Origin of the sequence: Streptomyces sp. 150FB (assembly GCF_000818195.1) — a bacterium.
Taxonomy (GTDB): Bacteria; Actinomycetota; Actinomycetes; order Streptomycetales; family Streptomycetaceae; genus Streptomyces.
Window position 1 is genome coordinate 1,093,471 of record NZ_JTHL01000001.1, and the last position, 2,963, is coordinate 1,096,433.

Annotated in this window: 3 protein-coding genes and 1 pseudogene; 3 read left to right on the plus strand and 1 reads right to left on the minus strand. The window is 72.1% G+C overall.

The window, feature by feature from the left end; genetic code table 11:
* Nucleotides 1–1,044 (plus strand): apolipoprotein N-acyltransferase (gene lnt / locus QR77_RS04205; RefSeq protein WP_107068890.1); only part of this gene is annotated, 1,044 nt, incomplete at its 5' end.
* Here the strand turns inward: lnt and QR77_RS04210 are convergent.
* Nucleotides 950–1,855 (minus strand): Gfo/Idh/MocA family oxidoreductase, encoded by a 906-nt coding sequence (locus QR77_RS04210; RefSeq protein ID WP_040027290.1) that lies wholly within the window; start codon nucleotides 1,853–1,855, stop codon nucleotides 950–952. The genes lnt and QR77_RS04210 overlap by 95 nt on opposite strands.
* Nucleotides 1,856–1,988: 133 nt before the next feature.
* Here QR77_RS04210 and QR77_RS04215 point away from each other — a divergent pair, with 133 nt between their 5' ends.
* Together QR77_RS04215 and QR77_RS45800 are read left to right on the plus strand one after the other, a co-directional pair.
* Nucleotides 1,989–2,507 (plus strand): DinB family protein, encoded by a 519-nt coding sequence (locus tag QR77_RS04215; protein WP_040019733.1) that lies wholly within the window; start codon nucleotides 1,989–1,991, stop codon nucleotides 2,505–2,507.
* Between the two features lie 148 nt (nucleotides 2,508–2,655).
* Nucleotides 2,656–2,963: pseudogene (locus tag QR77_RS45800) on the plus strand (hypothetical protein); the annotation flags it as partial.

The following is a 2,963-nucleotide window of genomic DNA, read 5'->3' on the forward strand; positions in this document are numbered from 1 at the left end:
GCCCGTGGCGCCGCCGGTGTCGCGCTCGCCGTGTGCGCCGCCGTGACCGCCTGTGCGTGGGTCTGGGCGCCGCGTCCCGAGGCGTCGGGGACCGCGAGGATCGCGGTGGTCCAGGCCGGCGTGGTGACCGGCCCCGGCGCCGCCGGACGCCGTTTCGCGCGCGGCGAGGCGCTGACGCGCGAGCTGGCCGGGCGGGATCTCGACCTCGTGGTGTGGGGCGAGAGCAGTGTGGGCTTCGACCTGACGGCCCGGCGCGACCTGGCGGCCAGGATCGCCGCGCTCTCCCGTACGGTCGGCGCCGACATCCTCGTCAATGTCGACGCCCGCTCCACGGATCCGGCGGGCCGTGGCGGCATATTCAAACGCAGTGTCCTGGTCGGTCCCGGCGGCCCGACGGGCGATACGTACGACAAGATGCGGCTGGTTCCCTTCGGCGAGTACGTACCGGCACGCGCCGCGCTCGGCTGGGCGACCTCGGTGGGCAGGGCGGCGGGCGAGGACCGCGTACGGGGCACCCGGCAGCGCGTGATGTCGCTGCCGGGCGCGGGCGGCCTCCGGTTCGGACCGCTGATCTGCTTCGAGACGGCCTTCCCCGACATGAGCAGGCATCTCGTCGCCGACGGCGCGCAGGTGCTGGTGGGCCAGTCGTCGACGTCTTCGTTCCAGGGCAGTTGGGCGCCCGGCCAGCACGCCTCGCTCGCCGCGCTCCGCGCCGCCGAGACCGGCCGCCCGATGGTGCACGCGACGCTCACGGGCATCAGCGCGGTCTTCGGCCCGACGGGCGCCCGGGTCGGCGAGGTGGGGACGGCTACGGACCGCGGTGAGGCCGCGGTGTACGACGTACCGCTGGCGCGCGGCAGGACCCTGTACGTGAGGTTCGGCGACTGGGCGGTCCACGGCGCCCTCGCCGTACTCGCGCTGTTCTGCGCGGCGCGGCTGTACCGCTCGCTCAGGCGGCCTGCTCCAGCGCCGCGCGTACCACGCGCTCGCACAGCTCGTGCGTCCGCAGAGCGTCCTGCGCGTCGAGCGTCCGCCCGGCCCTGACGGCGTCGAGGAAGCCGAGGACGCACTGCTCGATGCCGCGCTGGCGGGCGACGGGCACCCAGTCGCCGCGCCGCCGCACGCTCGGCTGGCCCTTGTGGTCGATGATCGTCGCGAGGTCGTGGACGGCCCGCTTGGTGTCCTGGCCGGAGACTTCGAGGATCTCCTCGGTCGAACCGTTCATCCGGTTCATCATGCCGATGGCCGTGAAGCCGTCACCGGAGAGCTGGAGTACGACGTGCTGGAGCAGCCCGCCCCTGGTGCGGGTCCGTACGTCCACGTGCTCGACCGGGCCGGGGGCCAGGAAGCGCAGGGTGTCGGCGACATGGATGAAGTCGTCGAGGACGAAGACGCGCGGGTCCTCGGGCAGTCCGACGCGGTTCTTCTGGAGGAGGATCAGCTCGCGCGGGTGTTCCAGACACTGCGCGTACGCGGGAGCCGTACGGCGGTTGAAGCCGACCGCGAGGCTGACGCCACGCTCCTCGGCGAGACGTACCACCCGCTCCGAGTCGGCGAGTTCGTAGGCGATCGGTTTATCGACATACGTGGCGACCCCCGCCTCGATCAGCCGTGTCGCGATCTCGGCGTGCGCGGCGGTCGAGGCGTGCACGAAGGCGGCATCGAGGCCCTGCGCGAGCAGCGAGTCGAGGTCCTGGTGGCACTGTCCCGCGGGGACGCGGTAGGTCTCGGCGGTCGCCCTCAGGGTGGCGGCGGTGCGCGTCTGAAGATGGAGTTCGACGTCGGGCAGCGTGCTGAGCACCGGCAGGTACGCCTTGCGCGCTATGTCACCGAGCCCGATACAACCGACCTTCACAGTGACCTCCCGGTTCACCACGCCGGATCTCGACGTCCGGGAAGCATACGTGCGACGCCCGGTCGGGCAGGTCGCCGCCGTCCCCGGTTTAATTCCCGGCACGGATGAGCACCCGTGCGTGAGGATGGGCGCCATGACAACGCAGGAACGTACCGAACCCGCCCCCGACGCCGCCGAACGCGAGATGCTCGAAGGCTGGCTCGACTATCACCGCCGGACACTCGCCCTGAAGTGTGCCGGCCTCGACGACAGGCAGCTCAAGGAGGTCGCCCTGCCGCCCTCCGAGCTGAGCCTGCTCGGTCTTGTGCGCCATATGGCCGAGGTCGAACGCGGCTGGTTCCGCAACAGGATGGCCGACGAGAAGGCCGGTCCGATCTACTTCTCCGAGGCCGACCAGGACGGTGACTTCCACGTCGGTCCGGCGGACACCTGGGACGAGGCGTACGCGACCTGGCAGGCGGAGATCGCGCACGCCCGTGTGGTGGCGGCCCCGCTGGGCCTCGACGACCTGGGCGAGGGGCCGCCCGACCGCGCCACCGGTCGGCGCTTCAACCTCCGCTGGATCTACACCCACATGATCGAGGAGTACGCGCGGCACAACGGCCACGCCGACCTGCTGCGCGAGCAGATCGACGGAACGACCGGCGACTGAGACACAGTTACAGCACAGCCGCAGAAGGCCCGCATACGGACAGCCGGTTGACGATCGGTCCCCGACCGGTTGACCGACATCACCCGTACGGGCCAATCCACGGCCGTATCCGCCCCGAGGGCCTCTCCGCGGGCCCAGAGTTGGCGGGATGCGCCGTACGAGAACGACAGCGATGCTCCTGGCCGGGATGGCGGCCTCAGCGGTCTCCGGATGCGTGGCCGTGGGGCAGCCGGCGCCCACGCCGTCGCCGGGTCCTGAGATCAGCAGCGCCGTGCCTGAGCACGGTGCGGAGCCACAGATCGTCCAGGGGCCGGTACGTGAGGTGCTGGAGGCGGTCGTCCCCCCGCAGTCCCCGGAACCGGACCACGCCACCTCGCACTCCTCCGCCGCCCCGGCCGCTCTCCCCGGCGCGTCCGGCGGGGGCGCGGGCGGCTACGGGAGGACGGAGTCGCGGCG

Bases quoted from the DNA above. Each gene is read 5' to 3' on its own strand.
- QR77_RS04215 (WP_040019733.1), top strand. From the start codon at position 1,989: ATGACAACGCAGGAACGTACCGAACCCGCCCCCGACGCCGCCGAACGC.